Below are 21,351 nucleotides of genomic sequence, written 5' to 3'. Positions count from 1 at the left end.
ATGACGCCGAACCAGCAGTACCCAGAATGGGAGGACCCCCGCGGCCGCAACGTGCCTGCACCGCAGGGGTGGGGACGCAACTCCGAGGACGATGAGTTCATCGACCGGATCGCAAAGTCCGGTCTAGATGATTCCGCGCCGACTGAGCAGTTCCCCGTGCAGCCACGCCGGGAACCGGCGCCGCAGCCGCCCCAGCACTCCGACTGGAATGATCCCAACTGGACGTCCCCCGATTGGAATGACACGGTGTGGGCAGAAGGGGTGGGGGAGGTCGTCGATAAGCGACTGCTCGAAGGGCCACGCTGGTCGCAGCTCACGCACGCGTCTTTTGGGGCGCCGGTGGGGAACGGCTGGGGGTTCGGGCCAAGCTACGACGCGTGGGAAGGGGACGTAAAGTTCGCCCAACGCTACGTGCGGGGCTCGATCCAGGCTGAGGACGTCAATGACTTCCTCTCCGAGGAGCAAATTGAGCAGCTCCCGGTGCGTTTTGAGTACATCCCCGTTGAGGAAAAAGGTCTGTTTTTACACAGCAAACCTGCCGGAAGTGACTCCACGGGGCGCAAGGGCAACACGTTCACCCACGCGTACATTGACCACGACACAACCGAACCCTCGCAGCTGCGCTACCCGGTGCTGGCGTACGGTTCGCCGGATTTCAAAACACCGTTCGGCTCTGCTGACGTCAACTCGATCGAGCTCAGCCATGACGACGACGGCCCCAACGCCGGCGCCTTTGACCTGCAGTGGGCGTGGATCGTGGTGCGCCAAATGATGGCGGCGGAAGGCGTGATCTACGCCGTGCAAGACGCCCTCGAGGCAGGGCAGCTGCCGGTGATTTTGACCAAGACGTCGGTCGAGGCCACCGCATGGATCATGGTTTTATCCTGCACGATGTCCGTGAAAGAAGCCCGAAGCCTCCTCCGCTTCTCCACGTTTGAGCGCGCCACTTCATTCGAGGTCCGCAGTTTCGCCGCGGAGGTCGGTCGCACGGTGTTAGCCGCACCGCTTGACGACGACCAGGCGTTCCGCGCCATCACCGGCGTCACTGTCATCGACCCACGCAGTGGATACCGGGATTACCAGCCGCACAGCCGGTGGGCGCAACAAACCAAACTGGCGATCACGCACTTCGACCCCGGCGGAGACGGTGATGTGGAGGCACTGCTAGATGCACTCGACGAGGTCAACACCCCGGACCTGGGCACGCTGCGCCTCGGTGCGGCGATGCGGCTGCTTCATATCGACGAGCCGGGCACAGACGAGCCGGGCGCGGGCGGGTTTTCGGACAGTGGTTTTTAGGCAATGGTTTTAAGGGTTTTAAGGGTTTTAAGCAAGAGTTTTAGGGGACAGGAACAACAATGGCATTTCTAGAGCAAGGCAACAGCAAAGTCCTCAGAGGCTCCGAGTTCAGACTCGAGCTAGACATTTCGGTGACACCGTCGGTGCCCATCACGACTGAGCTGACCGGTGCCGGACAAACCGTCGAACGCGGCACAACGGTCTTCGCCCGCGGTCTTTCCGGCGAGGGTGCGCTGACGATACGCCCCGCACAGGGCGGGTCGTTTGGCGACGAGGTCTACGTCGCCGTCACCCTGGTCGCGCATCCGCAGACCGGGGCGCCCGAGTCGGTGGAACTGCCGCGCTACCGCATCAGCGGCATGCCGGATTTCACCCCGGTTTCCTTCCGGTTGACGGGGGAGGGGCTGGAGGTTGCGGCTGGGACCGTCGAAAAGCTTGCGGACGCTGAAGAGCAGGTCTACGTGGACATTCGCCGCGACATCGAGGCGCACGGCGAAATGCCGCAGGACACCCAACCCCTGTCCGTACTGATCTACGTGGACCAATCCAGCTCCATGGGCTACCCCGTACTCGAAGGCAAACTCAAAGACGCCGCGACGTTTCTAGCCCAGGTCCTGAGCCAATCGCGGATCGCGCTGACGGTGACGGGCAGCAGCGCCGACGCACGTTTCGTGTCCGTGCGGGATTCCAAAGAAACCGCCGAGGAAATCCAATCCCTCACCGCGAAGAAAGAGATCGGCTGGCCGAATCCGCTGAGTGCGGCGCTGAACCGCTACGACAAGGCCGTCGTCATCACCGACGGAGTGCCCGCCGAAGCCGACGACGACCGCGTGTTCCTATTCAACCTGCGCCGCGCCATCTTCAACGAAGAATTCAACGGCATGGAGCTTACCGACGCATTCCAACAGGCCATCCACAACAAAGACCAAGCCAAGCTCAGCCGCATGGCGAACTTCCTCACCGAAGAACTCTTTGGTCTAGGCGCAGGAGAATAAGCACGTGATCATCCCAACCAAATGCCCCTACACCTTCCGGCCAATGGACCCGGAAGCAACTCAGTCGCCCTACCTGCCCGACAAAGAGCTGCCACGCGGATGGCAAAACTCCGGCACGTTCACCGTCAGCATGGCGGGCGCCCGCGCCTCAGGAAAGAGCGTCTACCTGGCGGTTCTAATCCGCCTCATGGAGCAGTTCACCATCAAATACGGTGGCGTCTGGGAGGCCGCGAACCCGCAAACGCAGGAAATCTACGACCGCCACTTCGGTAGCCTCTTCGAAGAAAAAGGCCGCGCGCTGGAATCCACGCGCCGCATGAGCGACCAAGCCACCTACACCACCGAGCCGCTCATTTTCTCCATGGGGCGATTGCTTATCGACGGAGTCCGCACCCCCCAGCCCTACTTCATGGTGTTCCGGGATGTCGCGGGCGAAGACCTCGAAGACACAAACGTCTACGACGTCCAAGATGACCTTGCGTTCATGGGCATCTCCGACCTGATCGTGTTCTTGTTCGACCCGCTCGCCGACCAAGACATCAGCCAGGCCCTTCAGGGCATGGCCGGGATGAACGCCGGACAGGCACTGTCGTCGACCCCGCCCGGCGTCGTGCTGAGCAACGTGCTGCGCATCATCGGCCCCCATCGCCCGCCAATCGCCCTGACGTTATCCAAGTTCGACGTCCTCCAGCGCCTCCGCGACACCGACGGCGCCGTCCGCAACATGGACAAGATCATGCGCAACCAGGGCGCCGCCTTCAACCGCGAAGGCTGCGGGGCAGCCCGTCCCTGGAGCGAGGACGACAGCCTGTTACTCCACTACGAGATCACCTCACTCCTGCGCACCCTCGGCGCCACCCGCCTGTTCAACCAGCTAGACAGCTGGACCGAAGGCGACCGCGCCTATGATTACCGCTGCTTCGCCGTCTCCGCCTTGGGCTTCGAAGTCCAAGACGACATGGTCAGCCACAGCGGCATCGCCCCGTTCCGCTGCCTCGACCCGGTGCGATTCATGCTGTCGCGCTACGGTTTAGGCCTCTAGTCCCGCCCGCCCCCAACCCAACCCGCCAACCGCCAACCCACCGCCCCAAACCCCCACGCGCCCGTCGATAAGCAAGGAGCCCTCAATGACACACCCCTACGCCCCCGGAGCCGCCGTCTCCGAACGCGAGCTGCACAACGAGCTATCCACGCGCGATCTGAAAGCTCAGCAGACCGAAGAACGCCGCAAAAGCGCCTGGCCGTGGATCGTGTCTGCGATCGGGGCGATCGTGGGCATCGTGTGCCTCATGATCTGGCTGTGGACCGTCGGCCCCTGGGTCCTGGACATCAAGGACAAAGTCCAAGACCAAGTCCAGCAATCCATCGAGGACGTCAACCAATACACCGACCCCGAGCAGTACCCGGACAGCTCCGTATTCGACATCCCTGGCTACGAGGAATTCCTCGAACAAGCCGACACCGCGGATCCTGACACCGCCTTCAGCTCCGACGGCCCGCTCGACTCCACGCGCTAACGAACGCCGCCGCGCGACCCCTGTGGATAACGCGGCGGCGTTGGTGTGCGTTAGCTAAAACCGCAGATCACCCGGCGTTGAAACGGCATAATCTCCGCACGCACGCGCGCCCCTGTGGATAACTCCGGAGAATTCCACAGGTTTTCGGAGGTCGAAAAACGCCCGCGAAAATCCCTGCTAAATCTTCAAGCATGACATTTAGAGATTTAGTTCACGCAGAGACGACAAGTTTCATTGATAATCTGGCCGACTTTGACCGCGAGTATGCGCTCAACGCGGGCCTCGCCGCGACGCGAGTCAACGACCTGGATAAGGTCCACCGCGCGTACTACGGCTCAACCCGCTTCACGCGGCAGCAACGCGACGCCCGCGACCTGGCGCGCGAACGCGCTGTGTCGCTGGATAAACTGGCGATGATCGAACGGCGGGTCGCTACAATTTCCGAGGTCGCCGAACAGTGGCGCATGCGCCTCACCCTGCTGCGAAAACGCGGGAGGTACAAGACGCTCCTTGAACGCGCGCGGGAGCTCATCCCGTCAGCGAAAAAGCCGCCCACACCCGGCATCCGCTTCACGCGCTCCACCAGCGGCCTGCGGACCATGACGGTCACCGCGGATGAACACCTGCTGGCCGACATAGAGCGCACGCTTAACGACGACCTCGACCCCTCCTCTCCATCCACCCCCCAAATGCTCTCGGCTTTCGAGCGCGTCGTTCGCGTTGACGACAGCGATGGCGACGACTGCAGCTGCACCAGCGACTGCACCCCCGCCGGTGACTGCGACTGCAACGACTGCGGCTGCGCGCCCGGTGACGGCGACTGCGACGACTGCGGCGGCGGCTGCGACGGCTGCGACGCCGGTGACTGCGGCTGCACCCCGGGCGCGCCCGAGGCCGGCAATAAGCGCGGCGGGCGCTCCCGCGGCGTGAAGCGATCCAGCCCGGAGCCGCTCATTCTCGTCCCGCTGCCCACCCACATTCAAATCATGGAAGGGCGCGGCGACGATATCGAGCTCCGCCTCACCAACGGGACCACGATGACGGGGGCGGAGTATGTGAATGGGGTCGTCGCTAAGCATGCGAAGCCCTTCCAACTGGGGCTTTTCCATCCAGAGGAAGGGCCGGTGAACCTCTACCGCGAGAGCCGTTTTGCTAACGACAAGCAGCGCAAACTCCTGCGGGCAGCGATGCCGATGTGCCTCGCACCGGGGTGCCGCAAGAGCGCGGACCAATGCCAATTTCACCACATGACCGCGTGGAAGCACGGCGGCGAGACGAACCTGAAAAACCTCGCCGTACTGTGCCGATACCATAACCAAATCAACGACGATGACCCCGGCGTCCACCGCCGCGGCCGCCCAGAAGCGCCGTACGGGACACCGGTTTGGGTGTCGCCCCGCGGTTACCCTGTGAGCAACTGCGATTACGGTGCGATGAATCTTCTATTCGGGATCACCGGGCTGGGGCCGCGGGTGCCTAGGGGCTAAACAAGCTGGGCGGCTGGCATCGGCGGCAGCACGCCGCGGCGGCAAGCGGCGGCACGCGGTAGCCAGCGGCGGCACGCTGCGAGCAGCGGCTGGCAGATGCCGCGGCACGACCCGACACCTGAAAAAGCAGGTGGGCGGGCGCTTTGGCGTGCGTTTTTGCAGGTGCGCGGACGCGGCACGGGCGGGGGCGCGGGCGCTAGAACCAGTTGTCGGCGGGTGTGATCTCGAAGGTGGTGCCCAGGTACTCGTCGCGGATGTATTCCGGAAGGCCGCGGACGGGGAAGGAGAAGTACCGCTTCTCGGTGCTGGTGTCCGCGAGCTTGTTCAGCTGATTGTCGGCGACGTCTCCGGTCGACTCGATGGGCAGGTTACGGGTGTACACGATGACCACCAGGTTGCCCTTATCGCGGACCGCGACGGACTCAGCGAGGACGTTGTACAGCTTTCCATCGCCTTGCTGCTTGCCGGAGGCGTCCTCGTAGAACGTGACAAAGGCGAAGGAGTCGGTCTTCTCGTCGCGGAATACGTCCTGGCGCGGATAGGGCACCGCGCGCGTGGGAGTGCCGCCATTGCGTTCCTGTTCCGTCGCTAATCGTCCCATAGACAGATGCTCGTCTCGGGGATCGGCGGCCCCAGGCTGTCCCGGGCCGCCCGGCCCAGCGATCCCGCCGGGCGCGGCCAACCCCTCGGGCATCCCGTTCAGAAGTTCGCCGGCGCCAACGTGGCTAGAAGCGGCCGCGTGGCTAGAAGCTGCCGCGTGGTTAGAAGCGTCCGCGCCGACTGAAGCGCCGGAAGCGCCCGCGCAAAGGGCTGTGGTCGGGTGGGTTTGGGGGCGTCGTTAAGCGCGTGCTTTTTTGAACTTCGAGTTTGTCCCTGTGAGACAGCCAGCGTAGGTGAGCTCGCCGAGCTCCTCGGCGCTCACTGAGCGAGTAATCTCACCGCGGGCGTCGGCGAAGTACAGGCCGCTCATGGGGGTCGTGCTGACCGGGTTCGACGGCGGGAACACGCGCGTGCCGTCGAAATAGACGCCGGCCAGCGGGTCGGCGGTGCCGTGCTCCTCAAAGTACTTCACCGCGGATTGACGCAGCTCATTCCACTTATCGACGGGCTCCTCCTGCTCATCCAGCTGAGTCATCGCAGACGCCACAGCCAGGACAAACAGCGCCCCAAGGGGGATGAACCAGAACGGCACGAGGAGCAAAAAGCCCGCCATCGCAAGGCCAATTATCCATGCAATGCAACCGCCGCGGGACTCACCCAACATCACGCACATCCCGGTGATGAAGCCGCCGACGACAATTCCGAAAACGGCAATGTCGCTTTCAAAAGAACCATTCGACAGTTTCAGCGCCATGTCCGCGACGAACGCGATGATGAAGGTGCCAAAAATCCACACCCGCGGGTCCATCGTGCGCGGAATAAAGCCGAAGACTTTATCAACCGGCAATGCGACGCGCGCCACGACTTTGTCCAGCTCTTTGTCCGCGCGGGCTGCGTCCTTGTCGCGCTGCATGATTTGGCGCTGAAGGTCGCTGAGTTCCTCGGAATCCACGCAGTAGCGTTGCACCTGGGCCGCGGTTGCGCGGGCGCTTTCGAGGTTCTCTTGGGAATCCGGCTTGGCCAGATCCGCCTGAATGCTGTCTAAGTCTTTCTCCAGCTGGCGCAGGGCCTGCTTGATCAGGTCGACCTTCTTCTTGCCGCTATCCGACTTCGCCCACGCACTCCGCGACTCCAGCCTCTGGACTTCCTTCCACGCGGTGACGATCTTCTTGTCGCGCAGCGCGGCAAAGGCCTTGCCAAACCTTTCTTGGTCCTCGTTCTCAAAACGGAACTGGCGCTGCCGAGGGGTTTCTTGCTTCTCGTTCGACGCGCCGCTCCTGCCGCCCGCGCCGGACCGCGAATTTGCCGTTTTCTGCGCTTGTGACGTGGGCGTCTTCTGTGCAGACGTTTTCGCGGCGGGCTTCTGCGCGGCCAACTTTTGCGCAGCCGCCGGGCCGCCGGTGGCGAACAGCGGCACCTCCGCAGGGTCGACGCCGAGGCGCTTGAAGTCGTTTTCCACCACCGACGCGATGGCGCCGCGCTTGGTTTCGTCCCAGGCGTCGAGGTGGTAGCTGAGCACGATCTCGCGAAGGGCGGCCGTCGCGGCGGAACCTGCGCCGGCGGAGGCGCCGGAAGCCGCAGGGGCGCCGGAAGCCGCAGGGGCGGCGGCGGAAGTGACCTGGCTCAGCACCCGGTTGGCCAGCTGCTTTTTGGCGACGTCGCCGGGGTTGCGGTCGAAGTACGCTAGGGCGCTGCGCAGCTCATCGACGGTCACGTCGCTGTTAAACACGGAATACGTTGAGCGTGGCGAGCCACCCGCATACACCTCGGGGCGAATCATCTCCATGATCCCGAAGCGGAATTCACGGTTGATTTCGCGTACCATCGCGCCGTTGAGTCCGGACAGGACGCGGATCCCGCGGGCGTTCAGCTGGTCTTTTAGCTTGTCAAAGGTCCAGTCTGGCAGCCCGTAGTGTTCGTGGGTGGCGCGCAGGCTGGTTTCGGTGACGGACTGGCCGCGGCCTTTGTCGTCGGCAAGGCTGTTGGCCAGCTCGATGGCGCTTTTGCGGAGGGCGGAGGCTTCGTCGTTAAGCAAAGTGCTCACGAACGTCTCATTGTCCAAGCTCAGCGTGGGGTCCACGGCCGCGAGCGTGTCGAGCGCCCCCACAATGTCGGCGGCCGCGTCACGACGGTAGCGGTTGGTCGATGCCGCGTCGCGCCTCAAGGCCTCTGCAATTTCGCTTATCGACGCCCCATCATCCCTCCCTTGCACCAACTGCCATACCCCGAGCTTTCCGGCGTGCTCCTTGAGGATGCGATTGGCCGTCGCGCGCTGCAGGGGCAGGTTGGTTGACGCCGCCGCGTTGAACGAAGCGGTGATCCCTTCGCTGGTGAGGTCGCGCGTCACCGCACCCCATTCGGCTGGGTAGTCGGTTTCGCGTAGGTAGCGCTCGAGGCGTTTGTCATCGAACACGTGAGCTTCCTTTCCCACTGGGGTCCTGCGGCCGGTTCCTTATGAATCATAAGGGGCGGCGCGGGAAGCTACGGGCGGCGGGCTAGTCGGCGCGGATCATGCCCACGACGACGTTGCGGGCGGCTTGGACGTCGTCGTCGGAAAGCGCGGAAAGCTGTGCCTCCAGCTGGAAGGTCTTGCCGGAGCTGGGCTCGTTGCCTTCGAGGGAGACGATGCCGTCGTTGGAGACCTTCATGATCATGTGGACCGGCGAGTGGCGCTTCAGGTTCGGCAGGTTGACCAGGCGCGCGCCCTCCTCGCCGGAGATGAGCTTGTTGGCGTTCATGTCGCGCGAGGGCACCTCGCCGGCTTGCTCGTAGATGTCGAAGCGGATCGCGGTCGTGTTGTCCTCCACGGCCAAGCCGGTGGCCTGGGCTTCGGCGGGCAGCTCCGCGCCGGCCTCGAGGAGGTGAAGGATGTACGGCTCTTGGCGTTCCTCGTCCCAGAATTGGACACCGACCGCCTTGGGAAGAACGTTCTTAATGGTCAGGTTGCGCTCGCCGCCAGGCGTTGCGACGGTGATGCGGCTCGGTTCGTTCTTCGCGCCAGCAGCGCCGGCACCAGCACCGGCACCACCAGCACCACCGGCACCCACACCCGCCGCCATCCCGAATCCTGCAACTTCGGCGCCGTCGGTAGAACCAGCACCAACACCAGCACCGGCGCCGGCGGTGGGGTCGGATAGTTGGGGGTTGCCGTCGATAAGCCCCTGCGCATAGATGGCCGCGCCTTTCGCGACGGCGAAGTCATACTCTGTGGGCGTGAGCTCCCAGCCGAACGTGGACTCGAGCGCCTCGGAGATCATGGGCATGCGTGAGGAGCCGCCGACCAGCAGGTACTTGTCAATCGTGAGGTTGGGCTTTTTCTTGCGCGCGGTTTCGATGGTGCGTTCCACAACGCGCAGCGTCTGGTCGACCAGATGCTTCGTGCGCTCCTCGAACTCGTCGCGGGTGATCTCCACGTTGGCGCGGGTCGTGTTCTGGTAGTTGCAGGGAATGCGTGTCGACGGCCGCCGCGACAACGTAATCTTGCCCTTCTCCACCTCGGCCTTGAGGTTCTGGACGAAGTTGTCATCGTAGGTCGGGTCATCCTCCAGCCCGGTTTCCATGGCGAAGTTGAAAACGACCAGGTCAAACAGCTCGTTGTCCCAGTCCGCGCCGCCGAGGGTGCGGTCGCCGTCGATGGCCAGCACTTCGATGCCTTCATCCGTGATGTCCATGATTGTGGTATCAAACGTGCCGCCGCCCAGGTCGTAAACTAAAACGGTTTGGTTGGCCCCGTCCTTCAACCCAGATGACAGCGCCGCCGCGACAGGCTCCGTGATGATGTCCAGCACGTTCAGCCCCGCGATGGTGCCGGCCTGCTTCGTGGCGGTGCGCGCCTCGATGCCGAAGTACGCCGGGACGGTAATGACAACGCCCTCGGCATCATCGCCAGTGAACTCCGCCGCCGCGTCGGTGAGGTAGTTCAGGATCAGCGCGGAAATGGATTCCGGCGTGTGCGTCACGCCGTGGATGTTCACCGGGTACTTGTCGCCCATGTGGCGCTTGATCAGCTCGACGGTGTCGTCCGGGCGGAGGCGGATCTCATTCTTCGCCTCTTTACCCACGGTGAAGTTCGTCGCGTCATCGAATAGCACCACGGATGGGGTGGTGCGATCACCTTCAAAGTTCTCAATGATTTCGGGCTGCCCGAATTCGTTGATTTGCGCCACCGCGGAGTAGGTGGTGCCCAAGTCGATGCCGTAAACCTTCACTTCACGCGTTCCTTTGTCACTGCTGTTGGTTGAGATCTCGTGTAGCTTTGGCAAATTATGCCATTAAGCGGTGCCGCTGTCGTAACGGTAAGCGACCACGTGCGCGGGAAACGCGGGTTTCGGACTCCGCGACCCGGGGTGCTTGAATCCCCTGACCTGCACTTCCTTGACGGTGTTGTGCAACGATTCATCGTCAGTGGCTACCACGGATAGCGTCTTGTGCTGTTTGCCGTCGACCGCGTCACCGGGGTTGACCTCCACCTCTTCGAAGCCGAGGGCCTCAAGCGTGTCGCGCGCCTGTTGCACGAGGTAGTGGTACTCGCCGCTAATCTGGCGGCGCAAGCTGTCTGCGTCGACGGCCTCGAGGTCTTGGAGCAGCGCGTCTTCGCTGTGCTTGAGCAGCCCCACGAGGTTCTTCGCCGCCGGCGCGAGCAGCGCCGCAATCGTGTCCTTGCGCGCGTCTTCAATCCCTGCGCCAAGCCGCTGGTAGTCCGCCGCCAGCGCCTCAATCGCACGGTCGCGTCGCTCCAGCTCCTCGTTCAGCTGCGCGATTTCCGCACGCAGCGCTTCCACCTCGCCGTCGCTCGCCGCCGCGGGTTGCTCGCGCACGCTCGCGTGGATTTCGCAGACGATGTCAAACATCTCACCCAACATCGTGTGTTGCTCTTCGCTCATCGCTTCTCGACGATCCCCCTCATCCACCCGGGGATTTCCCCCCGCCTCGTAACCGGCGTCGGGCTGCTGCGGTTCGGCGGCGTACTGGTCGCCGGCCTGCGGGTCGGCCGTAGGCTTCGTGCGGCCCAAGATGTTCCGGTTTTGGCCGCGTCCACGGGGGGCGTCCTGGTCGACGTCGCGATAGTATCCCATGGTGGTCTCCTTATAGAGCTGGATGAAGTTAGAGCTGGTTGGCCCAGGAGTTGGCGCCGATGAACTGGCCGTTTTCTCTCATGCGCTGGACATCGTTGGCGTCCAGTCCGTCGATGCGGCGGCCGTTGCGGTCCACGTAATAGATGCCGGGGCCGGGCACCGGTTTTGCGGGGGCGCGCTCGGGGATGATGCGGGTGCCGTTGGCGTAAAGGCCGGCGAGGGGCGTCGATAAGCCAGTGCTCATGAGCTCGCCGTACACCTGCTCCATGAGCGTGTTCCACTTCTTGGCGTCGCGCGCACGGACGGAGTTGTCTTTCATCGTGGAGGCGCTGAAGAAGATCGCGAAGAGTGCCGCGACGGAGAACACGCCCGAGCCGAAGCTCAACAAGGCAACGAAGGCGAAACCGGCGTAGCGCCAGCGTTTGTCCTCAATCAGCGGAAGACCAAACACGACCGCGGACGTCATGATCGCCATGAGGATGATTCGCCCGAGGAAATCGCCGTCGCCCAGCGAACTATCAATGAGCACCGCGGGAATCATCAGCAACGCGGGCAGGAACGCCATCGTGGACATGCCTACGGGGATGAACCCGAGCGGCTTGCGCATGCTTTCGTTGCCGATCTTCTGGGTCTTCTGGGACATGGTGAAGTTGATCAGGTTCGGATCAGCTTCAATGCGAACCAGCTGCTGCGCCATTTCGCCGACGTGCTGCGAGTCGGTGCAGTACCCCTCGATCTGGGCGAGTGCCGCGTGCGCGCCCGCGGAATCACCTGTGCGCAGGGCCGCGTCCATGGTGCGGGAGTCACGCTCGAGGCGGCGTAGCTGGTTGTTGACCTCTTCGACGATGTCGACGCCGTAGCTCGATCGCGGGCGCTCGCCCTGCTTGGCCATCGCGTCGAGCTTGCTCTTCGCGTCGCTCAGCCGGTTCGCATCCAGGGCCTCGCGCACGGGCTGGAAGTTCTGCTTGTCCAAACGCTCGGCGGCCGCCCGGCTCATCGCGGGTTGCGCAGGCGTCGGCGCGGGCGCGGATCGCACGCCAATAAGCTTCTCGACGTCCCGGTCTACAACCCCAAACCCTTTCAGCTTTTCGCCCACTGCCTGCGGGGTGAAGCCAGCGCCTTCGGTCTCATCGTCCCAGAATTTCAGGTAGTACGCGACGATGGCTTTGCGCAGGTCATCGTCTTCCTTGAACTGGGAACGCACCTTGGACGCGACCAGCTTGCGGTTCGCCTGATCGGGGAATTGCGTGAAGTAGGAGATCGCGGAATCTAGCTCAGCCAGGGTCACCGGCGACCCGCCATCGAGGCAGACGCCGAAGATGGAGAACTTTTTCCCGTCGTTTAATTCGGCGGGCTTGACCATCTCCATGATGCCCTTGGGAAACGCGCTGTCGATGCTGCGCGTCGTGGGTGCGGGCACTTCGTCGATGACGGTGATGCCCTTCGCGTGCAGTGCGTCGACCAGCGCGGACTGCATCGAATCGGGGATCGCACGGCGCTCACGCATTTTCGCCGCTTCGTCCGCGAAGACGAAGTTGTGGGATGTGCGCGCCTTCAGGTCGTCGGCAAGCTTGGAGAGCTCTTTTTCGTACTGCTCTTGCTCCGCCGCGACGGCGATTCCTACCAAGTCAACGGACGACAGGGACCAGCTTGCATCCAATCGTCGTAAAGCGTCCAAGCCCTTCGCGATCGCGCTCGCGGACTCGCGGTCCTTCTGATTTTTCGCGCTGGTGCGTGCGCTGTCGATGCTGGACATGACCTGCGTGGCGCGCTCGCTCAGCTGCGCATTGGGGTCGTCGAGGGTGTCGAGCTGAAGCAACTCCGCGATGCCCAGACCGGCCAGGCGCGGAATCGCCGTCTCGCGCGTCGCGGAATCGCCGCGGGCCTCAAGCGTATCTGCCATTTCAGACCACGCGGACGGGTAGTCGCTCCCGCGAAGATACTTGTTCAGCCGGACTCGATCAAGCGGTTCAGCAGTGGTCATCGGTCCCCTTTTCCAGCCCCTTTTCCAGCACGGATAGTTTCCGCAAGGATTATACGTTGCGGGGGGATTTTATTTAGAGAATTCCTCAACGAGCTTCGCGTTGAAGGCCTCCAAGTCATCCGGCGTGCGCGAGGACACAATTCGCTTATCGACGACAACCTCTTCATCCACCCAGGTCGCCCCCGCATTGGCCAGATCCGTCTTGAGCGATGGGTAGGACGTGATGGTGACCCCCTTGAGAACGTCCGCGTCCGTGAGGATCCAGCCGCCGTGGCAGATCACCGCAACGGGCTTGCCAGCGCCGACGAGTTCCTTGACGAACTTCACGGCGTTCTCATCGGTGCGGATGTGGTCGGCGTTGGACGTGCCGCCGGGCAGGATCAGCGCGTCATAATCAGCTGCGGAGGCCTCCGCCGATGTCAGGTCGACGTCAACCGTCGTGCCCTTCTTGCCCTCGATCGAGCCGGGCTTGGTGGAGATAACCACGGCGGCGGCGCCTGCCGATTCAGCTGCCTCCCTGGGGCTAGTCAGCTCCGAGTCCTCGAACCCGTCGGTGGCCAAAATTGCAATTGTTTTATCAGTTAGTGTGCTCATGCGCACCACCGTACGCGAAACTGCCGCCCCGCTGCCGCCTGTCGCCGGCCCGCTGCCGCCTGTCGCCTCTCGTAGGGCCGGCGCCTGTCGCCGGCCCGCTGCCGCCTGCCGCCTCTCGCCGGCCCGCTGCCGCCTCCCGCAGGGCCGGCGCCTGTCGCCGGCCCGCCAGCGCTAGACCTTCTCGTGGTCGCTGTCCTTCGGGGCCGGGTCCTTAGGCCCGTGCCCCTCATCAGCGGCGCCGGGTGCGGGAGGCGCACCTTCGGTGGTACGCGGCGTCAGCGGAGCCTTCGTGGAGCCGAGTTTGGTGGAGCCGCGCTTGCCGTTTTCTTCGTCGATCTGCGTTTGGCCCTTGCGGTGGCCGAGCGAGCGCATGCGGTCGCGGACGGCAAGGAAGTCTTCGCGGCTGTCTAACGTTTGGCTTTGCTGCGTGGCGATTTGGATGTCGTCGGCGGTGATTTCGCCGGTACGCAGGGAGACCATTTCGGCCCAGTAGCGCAGCCACACGGCAGCGACCGCGGCGACCGGAACGGCCAGGAAGGCGCCCAGGATGCCGAAGAGGCCGCCACCGACAGCGACGGAGAGCAGCACAATCGCGGCGTGCAGACCCATGGACTTCGACTGCAGCACCGGCTGCAGCACGTTGCCCTCGATCTGCTGCACCAGAATCACCAGGCCCAACGCCAGCAGGGCGGTGGTCAGGCCCTTGGACACCAGCGCGATGACCACGGCCAATGCGCCGGCAACGAAGGCACCGATGATCGGGATGAACCCACCGAAGAAGGTGATCACGGCCAGCACCGGCGCCAAAGGAACACCCAGGATGAGGAGGCCGGCGCCGATGAACACTGCGTCGACAAGCGAAACGATGGCTTGCGTACGAATGAATCCGGCGAGCGTGTTCCACGAACGCATGAGCACCTCAGTGAGGTGCCAGCCCGCGCGAACGCCGGTGTACTTGCGTAGCCACGGCAGGAAGCGATCGCCGTCTTTGAGGAAAAAGAAGCTTAAGACCAGCATGAGGACCAGCGTCGTACCAATGGACGTTGCCACGCCGATACCCGACACCACACCGGAGGCGATGTTGGATGCCTGGCTTTGGATGTAGCTCGTTGCTTGATCCACGGACTGGCGAATTTGATCCGTGGAGATCTCGAACGGCGAGGAGTTTTCCAACCAATCAAGGATCCGCGCGATGCCCTCTTGCGACTGCTGGTAGAGCTCCACCGACTGGGTCTTGATCATCGGTGCCATCGCGGCAAACAGCCCGAAGATCGCACCGAAGAAGCCCAGCAGAACTATGAACACGGCCAGCGCCGCGGGGACTTTGTGGTTGCGCAGCCAACGAACAGGTGGCCACAGGACGGTACAGAAGATCAGTGCCAGCAGGATCGGCAGCACGCCCGACCACACGTACGCCAGCACGCGGAAGAGGAACACCGTAGCGATGACCACAACGATGAAGCGCAGCGCCCACGCCGCCATAGTCTTGCCGTCGTGTGCAATAACCTGGCCGCGGTCGACCTGCTCTTTGGAATTAATATCGGCGGCCGCGTCGGCCGGCGTGGGGCGCTGGTTGTCCTCCGTGTCTTCGATGGATTCCAGCACGTTTACCGCGAAGTCTCGCTCCGCATTCTTTTCAGTCACGCCCGCTTATCTTGCCATAGTCCGACGACATTGCCGCATCAAAGAGAATTCTGTGAATAAACACACTTAATTGTCAGTTTCGGGGTAATATTCCTATGTAGTTGTAAGTGTTATGAAACTAACAGGTTGCTGGTCCATCCGGCGGTGGCACTTGATGAACAGTGGTCGATTACCAGTGTTCGTGGGGGCCTTCGTCGAATTTTTGAGGAGAGGTTGATCATGAATTTTCGCACTCGCATCACCGCCGTTGCCGTAGCCGCGACAGTGACCACCGGCGCATTCACCGCCCCGGCGCAGGCCTGGGAAAACAAATACGACGAGTCCGACGGTAACGAGGGCACATGCACCTTAACCTTCACCCAGGAAGAGCAGCAGACAGTTAACGACGCGTACCGCATTCTATTTGAAGAAATGGCGACCATTACGGCCGACAAGATCGCGGATCGCAAGAACGCCAGCGTCTGGCTCGACTGGGCTAAGGCGAATCCAAACGAGAATCCCACGAAATTGCAGGTCGGGAACCCGACAGTGTCAAATGCTCAGACGGCCCTGTTCCTGGGCCCAGACTCTGGCACCTACTTGATGGCCGGCAAGTACCTCGCGCAATCGCGTCAGCCGGTGATGACTACCACCACTTATAAGTTGACGCCTAGTGAGGCAAAGAAAATGAAAGGGGCAGGCGCGGTCAACACGGGTGGGTTGGTCGCCCCGGGATTGTGGGCACTAATTCGCGGCAGCCTTGAGATCGGTGACGTTCCGAAACTCGCAGGTCAAGCCTTCGAGCGGGTCGGTGCTCGAATCCAACCGACGATTTCCTCGTACGAAAAAGCGCTTACTGCCTGCGAGAATCGTGAAACCAGCGGTGGCACGGTCAAGGAAGGTTCGAGCCTGAAAACCAGCGAGGCAATCGGCCTTATCGTTGGCGGAATCCTAGGCGGCCTCGCCCTGCTGGGCCTGATCGGTTTCGCGCTCGGCCCCGTTGTTAATGATCGCCTGACGCAGTTCTGGCGCCAGGTTGGCGTGATTCGCTAGCCGCTTTGCCTGGCATCCTGACGATTCTGACACCACACCGACCTATAAGGAATGTTGCAGGTTTTTGACCTGCGGTTTTGGGGTTGCCGCGGCAAGTGCCGCTGTTGGGGTGTCAGGATCGTCAGGGTCGTCAGGCTTGTGGCGATTTTGGGCAGGGTTCCGGTTTTTTGAGGGGGCCGGAAAAGTTTTTCCGAAAAAGTTGAGCGGGTCGGGAACAACTTTGAGGGGAGGGGAGTTGTAAGGATTGAGTGAGTCAAGCTCAACCCTGAAGCTAGGTGTTCCGCGCCGGTGGTACAGTGGCTGCCAGAAGTTGAGCCTATGGCGATCAACTCGTAAACAGAATCAACTCTTTAATAGAACTGACCGGCCGGGTGGCTGGCCGGGGCTAACAAACAAACCAATGATCAGGCGCGTGAGTGGCGCCGATGAAAACAGGAGGACTTTACATAATGGGACGTGCAGTAGGTATTGACCTTGGTACAACGAACTCCGTCGTGAGTGTGCTTGAGGGTGGCGAGCCTGTAGTTATCGCTAACTCTGAGGGTTCGCGCACGACGCCGTCGGTCGTCGCTTTTGCGAAGAACGGTGAGATCCTGGTGGGCCAGTCGGCAAAGAACCAGGCTGTGACCAACGTTGACCGCACGATTCGCTCCGTCAAGCGCCACATGGGTGACTCGAGCTGGAGCATTGACATTGATGACAAGAAGTACACGCCGCAGGAGATTTCCGCGCGCACGCTGATGAAGCTGAAGCGTGACGCTGAGGCATACCTGGGCGACGAGGTCACGGACGCAGTGATCACCGTGCCGGCATACTTCGAGGACGCACAGCGCCAGGCGACGAAGGAAGCTGGCCAGATCGCAGGACTGAACGTGCTGCGCATTGTCAACGAGCCGACGGCGGCAGCTCTTGCCTACGGTCTGGAGAAGGCTGACAAGGAGCAGACCATCTTGGTCTTCGACCTCGGTGGCGGTACGTTTGACGTTTCCTTGCTGGAGATCGGCGACGGTGTCGTGGAGGTTCTGGCTACCGCCGGTGACAACGAGCTCGGTGGTGATGACTGGGATCAGCGGATCGTCGACTGGCTCGTCGATAAGTTCAAGGCCACCAACGGCATTGACCTGACCAAGGACAAGATGGCTCTGCAGCGTCTGCGTGAATCCGCGGAGAAGGCCAAGATTGAGCTGTCCTCCCAGCAGCAGGCAACGATCAACCTGCCGTACATCACGGTGGACGCGGACAAGAACCCGCTGTTCTTGGATGAGACCCTGTCCCGCACGGAGTTCCAGAAGATTACCTCTGACCTGCTGGAGCGCACGAAGGCGCCGTTCAACCAGGTGATCAAGGACGCTGGCATGAGCGTTGGCGACATTGACCAGGTTGTTCTGGTCGGTGGCTCGACCCGTATGCCGGCCGTGTCGGACCTGGTCAAGGAGCTCACCGGCGGCAAGGAGCCGAACAAGGGCGTGAACCCGGATGAGGTCGTGGCACTTGGTGCGGCTCTTCAGGCTGGTGTCCTGCGCGGTGACGTCAAGGACGTTCTGCTTCTCGACGTCACGCCGCTGTCCCTCGGTATCGAGACCAAGGGTGGTGTGATGACCAAGCTGATCGAGCGCAACACCACGATCCCGACGAAGCGTTCGGAGACCTTCACCACGGCTGAGGACAACCAGCCTTCCGTGCAGATCCAGGTCTTCCAGGGTGAGCGCGAGATGGCAAGCGCCAACAAACTGCTCGGCTCCTTCGAGCTTGGTGGCATCGCGCCGGCACCGCGTGGCGTTCCGCAGATCGAGGTCACCTTCGACATCGACGCCAACGGCATCGTCCACGTCACCGCCAAGGACAAGGGCACGGGCAAGGAGAACACGATCAAGATCCAGGACGGTTCCGGCCTGTCCCAGGAGGAGATCGACCGCATGATCAAGGACGCGGAAGCGCACGCCGACGAGGACAAGGCACGCCGCGAGGAGCAGGAGACCCGCAACAACGCCGAGTCCATGGCATACCAGACCCGCAAGTTCCTGGATGAGAACACGGACAAGATCTCCGAGGACATCCGCACCAAGGTCACTGAGGCAGCCGACGCAGTCGATGAGGCCCTGAAGGGTACGGACCTGGATGCGATCAAGGAGGCCGTCGATAAGCTGTCGTCCGAATCCCAAGAGATGGGCAAGGCTATCTACGAAGCTGAAGCCAACACGGGCGCAACCCAGGCTGACGCGGGTGAGGCGACCGCGGCCGATGACAACGTCGTGGACGCTGAAGTCGTCGAGGACGAGGAAGACAACAAGTAAGCCGACCCCCTAGACAAAGGAGTCAATCATGGCGAACAACCAGATGCCCGAGGACCCAGGGGCGCCGGAGAACACCGACGAGGAGTTCATCAGCCCGGACAAGGCCGAGTCGCTTGCCGACGAGGCGGCCGACGCAGCCGCGACCGAAGCTGAAGACGCTGATCCCCTCGCCGACCCGCTTGACGACGAAGCCTTGGACGCTGAAATCTCCGAAGCATTAAGCGACATTGAGGCCGGCGCGGACCCGGAGAACCCCAACCGCGTCGACCCCGATGCCGACGGCGACGGTGCAGTCAGCGACATTGAGCTTCAGCTCGCCGAACGAACCGAGGACCTGCAGCGCATCACCGCGGAATACGCTAACTACCGCCGCCGTACCGAGCGCGAACGCGCCGAGATCGCGGACCTGGCTAAGGCGAAGTTCGCGGACAAGCTCCTCCCACTCCTTGACGATCTGGAGCTGGCCAAACAGCACGGCGACTTGGGAGAAGGCCCGCTAAAGGCTTTCTCCGACAAGCTGCACAACGTGCTCGAAGGTCAAAAGCTCACCGCCTTTGGCGCTGAGGGCGAGACGTTTGATCCCGAGATCCACGAGGCCGTGCAGGACCTGTCCAGCGGCGACGAGAAAGTGATCGGCACCGTCCTGCGGAAGGGCTACAGCCTCGGCGGGAAGCTGATCCGCAACGCGATGGTCATCATCGCCGACCCGGCCTAGGGGCGCCGGCTCGGCCGGCCAGCCCCCGGCCGGTCAGCCCCCGGCCGGCCCCCGCCGGGCGGCCCAAGAATTAGTAATCGTTTAGAAAACTGAATACTTAAACAAAAGACATTTAGCAGTACAACGGATTTGCAGTGGCAGTACCGAAAGGAGGACGTGCACGTGGCTATGCAGCAAGAATGGGCCGACAAGGACTACTACGGTGACCTGGGAGTGACCAAGAAGGCCGACGCGGCAGAGATTAAAAAGGCCTACCGCAAGCTGGCTCGGAAGTACCACCCGGATTCGAACCCGGGAAACCAGGCGGCGGAGGACAAGTTCAAGCGTGTCTCCGAAGCGTATGCGGTGCTCGGCGATGAGGCCAAACGCAAGGAATATGACGAATTCAAGTCGATGATGAACTCCGGAGGCTTCATGCGCTTCGGGGGGCGAGGAGGTTCCGGGTTTCCGGGCGGGTTTCGCTCGCCAGGAGAAGACGCGGGCGCCGGGTTCGACCCAGGGTTCTCCGGCTTCGGGGAATCCGGCTTCGGGGCTGGACAAGGCGGAGGATTTTCTGCGGAAGGCGGTCTTGGTGACATCTTCGGTGGCCTCTTTAACCGCGGCGGCGGTGCTGGCGGCAGGTCAGCTCGGCCGACGCGGGGGGCCGACGTCGAAACGCAAATAACGCTTTCTTTCCGTGAGGCTGCCAAGGGCACGACGATCCCTGTGGAACTCACGGGTGAGGCCCCGTGTACTGACTGCCACGGCTCTGGGTCGCGCTCCGGTAAGACGTCGACCTGCCCGGATTGCCACGGCACCGGCTTTGTCAATGAGCAGCGCGGCGCGTTCGGCATGTCCCGGCCGTGTACGCGGTGCGGTGGTTCGGGCACGGTTATCGACGACCCGTGTGCCACCTGCGACGGCACCGGCACCGTGCGCCGTACCCGCTCGATCACCGTCCGCATCCCGGCGGGCGTCATCGATGGGCAGAAGGTGCGCCTAGCTGGTCAAGGTGAGGCAGGCCCCAACGGCACCCCCGCCGGTGACCTGTTCGTAGTGGTCACGGTTGAACCCGATGAAGTGTTCAGCCGTTCCGGCGATGACCTTGAGGTGACCGTCCCGGTCTCCTACGCGGAGCTCGCCCTCGGTGGCGCCGTGACCGTGCCTACCCTGGACAAGCCCGTGAAGGTGAAGATCCCCGCCGGCACTCCCAACGGCCGCACCCTGCGCGTGAAGGGCCGCGGCGTGACACGCAAGTCCGGTACCCCTGGTGACCTGCTGGTTACCGTTGAGGTCAAGGTCCCGGACAACCTTGATCCGACCGCGACGTCCGCGCTGCGCACCTACGCCCAGGCGGAGAAGGACTCCGGCTTCGACCCCCGCGCGGGGTGGGCCGGGGCCCAGTAAGGGGTGAGTCATGTCTGACCGCACTGACTCCACACCCCACAACCCCAACCCCAGCCGCGAAGAGCCCGAATTCTTCGTCATCTCCGCCGCGGCCGCGCTCACCGGCATGCATGCGCAAACCCTGCGCACCTACGACCGCATGGGCCTCGTCAGTCCGGCGCGGACGCGTGGCGGCGGTCGTCGATACTCGCGCCGCGACATCTCCACCCTGCGTACGATCCAGCGCCTCAGCCAAGAGGAAGGCGTCAATCTCGCGGGAATCAAGACAATCATTGAGCTTACCGAGCGTATCGACGATCTGGAGCACCAACTCGACTCCACCACCGCCAAAGTCGATGTGTACCGCGCCGAGAACGCCAAGCTGAAGTTTGAACTCGGCCGAACCGAACAAGAACTGGCCAGCACCCAGCAGGAACTTGCCCGCGGTACCCGCCGCGGCGGCGAGCTGGTGCACGTCCCGCGCTCCAAAGCTGTCGTGACGTGGACCCGCAAATCCCGCGACTCCCGCCGCTCCCGCGACTAGCCCCGCGCCGCAGCGACCCCCGCCGCCGCAGCGGCTAACCCGCTGCCCGCTCCCTCCCGTCGCCCGGCTCCCGCTACGGCACGCTACCCCCGCCCCAGCAGCTAACTCCACGCCACTAGCCCCGCAGCCAACCCGCCCGCAACTCCATTTCGCCACTAACCCGCCCCGCGACTAACCCGCCCCGCAGCCGGTTCATGTCGAATCAT

17 protein-coding genes are annotated in these 21,351 nt (G+C 62.9%); 10 read left to right on the top strand and 7 right to left on the bottom strand.

All coding sequences use genetic code 11. The features are described from left to right. From CAQUA_RS10245 to CAQUA_RS10225, 5 genes are all read left to right on the top strand, one after another. Complete coding sequence (locus CAQUA_RS10245) at positions 1–1,299, top strand: GAP1-N2 domain-containing protein (RefSeq protein ID WP_196825211.1); 1,299 nt, start codon at positions 1–3, stop codon at positions 1,297–1,299. A 59-nt stretch (positions 1,300–1,358) separates the two neighbouring features. Next, positions 1,359–2,294 carry a hypothetical protein gene (locus CAQUA_RS10240; protein ID WP_196825212.1) on the top strand — a complete coding sequence of 312 codons (936 nt, stop codon included), beginning with the start codon at positions 1,359–1,361 and terminating at the stop codon, positions 2,292–2,294. A gap of 4 nt (positions 2,295–2,298) precedes the next feature. Continuing rightward, positions 2,299–3,336, top strand: a complete 1,038-nt coding sequence (locus CAQUA_RS10235; protein ID WP_196825213.1) for a hypothetical protein — start codon at positions 2,299–2,301, stop codon at positions 3,334–3,336. 85 nt (positions 3,337–3,421) lie between these two features. Continuing rightward, on the top strand, positions 3,422–3,811 hold the full coding sequence (locus CAQUA_RS10230) for a hypothetical protein (protein WP_196825214.1): 390 nt from the start codon (positions 3,422–3,424) through the stop codon (positions 3,809–3,811). A 191-nt stretch (positions 3,812–4,002) separates the two neighbouring features. Beyond that, positions 4,003–5,298, top strand: a complete 1,296-nt coding sequence (locus CAQUA_RS10225) for an HNH endonuclease signature motif containing protein (protein WP_231375550.1) — start codon at positions 4,003–4,005, stop codon at positions 5,296–5,298. 196 nt (positions 5,299–5,494) lie between these two features. On the opposite strand, the gene CAQUA_RS10220 is transcribed toward CAQUA_RS10225, so the two are convergent. From CAQUA_RS10220 to CAQUA_RS10190, 7 genes are all read right to left on the bottom strand, one after another. Further along, complete coding sequence (locus CAQUA_RS10220; RefSeq protein WP_196825215.1) at positions 5,495–5,899, bottom strand: hypothetical protein; 405 nt, start codon at positions 5,897–5,899, stop codon at positions 5,495–5,497. A 237-nt stretch (positions 5,900–6,136) separates the two neighbouring features. Then, a complete protein-coding gene (locus tag CAQUA_RS10215; RefSeq protein WP_196825216.1) occupies positions 6,137–8,311 on the bottom strand; it encodes a PTS sugar transporter subunit IIC in 2,175 nt (724 codons plus the stop codon). Positions 8,312–8,393: 82 nt separating this feature from the next. Beyond that, positions 8,394–10,106: an Hsp70 family protein gene (locus tag CAQUA_RS10210; RefSeq protein WP_196825217.1), complete on the bottom strand. Its 1,713-nt coding sequence runs from the start codon at positions 10,104–10,106 to the stop codon at positions 8,394–8,396. A 63-nt stretch (positions 10,107–10,169) separates the two neighbouring features. Further along, positions 10,170–10,973 carry a nucleotide exchange factor GrpE gene (grpE, locus tag CAQUA_RS10205; RefSeq protein ID WP_196825218.1) on the bottom strand — a complete coding sequence of 268 codons (804 nt, stop codon included), beginning with the start codon at positions 10,971–10,973 and terminating at the stop codon, positions 10,170–10,172. A 28-nt stretch (positions 10,974–11,001) separates the two neighbouring features. Then, positions 11,002–12,957 carry a hypothetical protein gene (locus tag CAQUA_RS10200; protein WP_196825219.1) on the bottom strand — a complete coding sequence of 652 codons (1,956 nt, stop codon included), beginning with the start codon at positions 12,955–12,957 and terminating at the stop codon, positions 11,002–11,004. Positions 12,958–13,026: 69 nt separating this feature from the next. Then, on the bottom strand, positions 13,027–13,551 hold the full coding sequence (locus CAQUA_RS10195) for a type 1 glutamine amidotransferase domain-containing protein (protein WP_196825220.1): 525 nt from the start codon (positions 13,549–13,551) through the stop codon (positions 13,027–13,029). A gap of 171 nt (positions 13,552–13,722) precedes the next feature. Beyond that, entirely contained in the window at positions 13,723–15,195 is a 1,473-nt protein-coding gene (locus tag CAQUA_RS10190) for an AI-2E family transporter (protein ID WP_290178344.1), read from the bottom strand. A gap of 219 nt (positions 15,196–15,414) precedes the next feature. On the opposite strand from CAQUA_RS10190, the gene CAQUA_RS10185 reads away from it, so the two are divergent. From CAQUA_RS10185 to CAQUA_RS10165, 5 genes are all read left to right on the top strand, one after another. Next, complete coding sequence (locus CAQUA_RS10185) at positions 15,415–16,227, top strand: hypothetical protein (RefSeq protein WP_196825221.1); 813 nt, start codon at positions 15,415–15,417, stop codon at positions 16,225–16,227. A gap of 449 nt (positions 16,228–16,676) precedes the next feature. Continuing rightward, positions 16,677–18,521, top strand: coding sequence for a molecular chaperone DnaK (gene dnaK / locus CAQUA_RS10180; protein ID WP_196825222.1), 1,845 nt, complete (start codon positions 16,677–16,679; stop codon positions 18,519–18,521). A 25-nt stretch (positions 18,522–18,546) separates the two neighbouring features. Continuing rightward, complete coding sequence (grpE, locus tag CAQUA_RS10175) at positions 18,547–19,236, top strand: nucleotide exchange factor GrpE (protein ID WP_196825709.1); 690 nt, start codon at positions 18,547–18,549, stop codon at positions 19,234–19,236. Positions 19,237–19,398: 162 nt separating this feature from the next. Beyond that, positions 19,399–20,622, top strand: coding sequence for a molecular chaperone DnaJ (gene dnaJ, locus CAQUA_RS10170; protein ID WP_196825223.1), 1,224 nt, complete (start codon positions 19,399–19,401; stop codon positions 20,620–20,622). A gap of 10 nt (positions 20,623–20,632) precedes the next feature. Then, on the top strand, positions 20,633–21,145 hold the full coding sequence (locus tag CAQUA_RS10165) for a heat shock protein transcriptional repressor HspR (RefSeq protein ID WP_196825224.1): 513 nt from the start codon (positions 20,633–20,635) through the stop codon (positions 21,143–21,145). Positions 21,146–21,351: the final 206 nt, after the last annotated feature.

This window comes from Corynebacterium aquatimens (genome assembly GCF_030408395.1).
In the GTDB taxonomy this organism is placed as follows: domain Bacteria; phylum Actinomycetota; class Actinomycetes; order Mycobacteriales; family Mycobacteriaceae; genus Corynebacterium; species Corynebacterium aquatimens.
The sequence above is the reverse complement of the archived record's forward strand: the minus strand, read 5'-3'. Positions and strand labels throughout refer to the sequence as shown.

Excerpts from the sequence above, each read along its gene's own strand:
- CAQUA_RS10230 (WP_196825214.1), top strand. The coding sequence starts at position 3,422 with ATGACACACCCCTACGCCCCCGGAGCCGCCGTCTCCGAACGCGAGCTG.
- CAQUA_RS10195 (WP_196825220.1), bottom strand. The coding sequence starts at position 13,551 with ATGAGCACACTAACTGATAAAACAATTGCAATTTTGGCCACCGACGGG.
- CAQUA_RS10165 (WP_196825224.1), top strand. The coding sequence starts at position 20,633 with ATGTCTGACCGCACTGACTCCACACCCCACAACCCCAACCCCAGCCGC.
- grpE (WP_196825218.1), bottom strand. The coding sequence starts at position 10,973 with ATGGGATACTATCGCGACGTCGACCAGGACGCCCCCCGTGGACGCGGC.
- CAQUA_RS10220 (WP_196825215.1), bottom strand. The coding sequence starts at position 5,899 with ATGGGACGATTAGCGACGGAACAGGAACGCAATGGCGGCACTCCCACG.
- dnaK (WP_196825222.1), top strand. The coding sequence starts at position 16,677 with ATGGGACGTGCAGTAGGTATTGACCTTGGTACAACGAACTCCGTCGTG.
- CAQUA_RS10185 (WP_196825221.1), top strand. The coding sequence starts at position 15,415 with ATGAATTTTCGCACTCGCATCACCGCCGTTGCCGTAGCCGCGACAGTG.
- CAQUA_RS10240 (WP_196825212.1), top strand. The coding sequence starts at position 1,359 with ATGGCATTTCTAGAGCAAGGCAACAGCAAAGTCCTCAGAGGCTCCGAG.
- CAQUA_RS10225 (WP_231375550.1), top strand. The coding sequence starts at position 4,003 with ATGACATTTAGAGATTTAGTTCACGCAGAGACGACAAGTTTCATTGAT.
- CAQUA_RS10200 (WP_196825219.1), bottom strand. The coding sequence starts at position 12,957 with ATGACCACTGCTGAACCGCTTGATCGAGTCCGGCTGAACAAGTATCTT.
- CAQUA_RS10245 (WP_196825211.1), top strand. The coding sequence starts at position 1 with ATGACGCCGAACCAGCAGTACCCAGAATGGGAGGACCCCCGCGGCCGC.